Origin of the sequence: Amycolatopsis kentuckyensis, from assembly GCF_002155975.1 — a bacterium.
Taxonomy (GTDB): Bacteria; Actinomycetota; Actinomycetes; order Mycobacteriales; family Pseudonocardiaceae; genus Amycolatopsis; species Amycolatopsis kentuckyensis.
On sequence record NZ_MUMI01000871.1, the window covers coordinates 1 to 426 of the forward strand.

Genomic DNA, 426 nt, shown 5'->3' on the forward strand with positions numbered 1-426 from the left:
GAAGAGCAGCTGGACCTGTTGCGGCAGTTCATCCGCGTCGCCCAGCAGGCCGAGCGGGCCGCCGAGGATCGCAAGAAGACGCCGTCCTGGAAGACGGCCGCTCTCGATGTCGTCGACGAGTTGTGGGTGTGTGAACGGATGATCCACGTCCTGTTCGCCTCGACCCTGCACGGCCTGGCCCGCGCCTACGTCAAGGCGCTGGACCACGTCATCTGGCAGGAGCCCGGAGAAGGCTCGATGTGGGACTACCTCAGGGGCCCGAAGGTCGCCTTCCTCGATGCGGCGCGGGAGGAGCTGAGCGGTCAGCTTGACTTGAAGGGCTCTTGAAGTGTGAGCGTGGTCGGCACAAGCTGATCACGAGGAGCGCACCATGACCGTTCTCGTCACCGGGGCCACCGGCCACACCGGACGGCACGTCGTCGCCGG

Annotated in this window: 1 protein-coding gene; it reads left to right on the plus strand. The window is 66.4% G+C overall.

The genetic code is table 11. The annotated features are described in order from the left end of the window. Positions 1-327, plus strand: a 327-nt coding sequence (locus tag CCN39_RS50545; protein ID WP_208630707.1) for a hypothetical protein, incomplete at its 5' end; no start/stop codon positions are given. Positions 328-426: the final 99 nt, after the last annotated feature.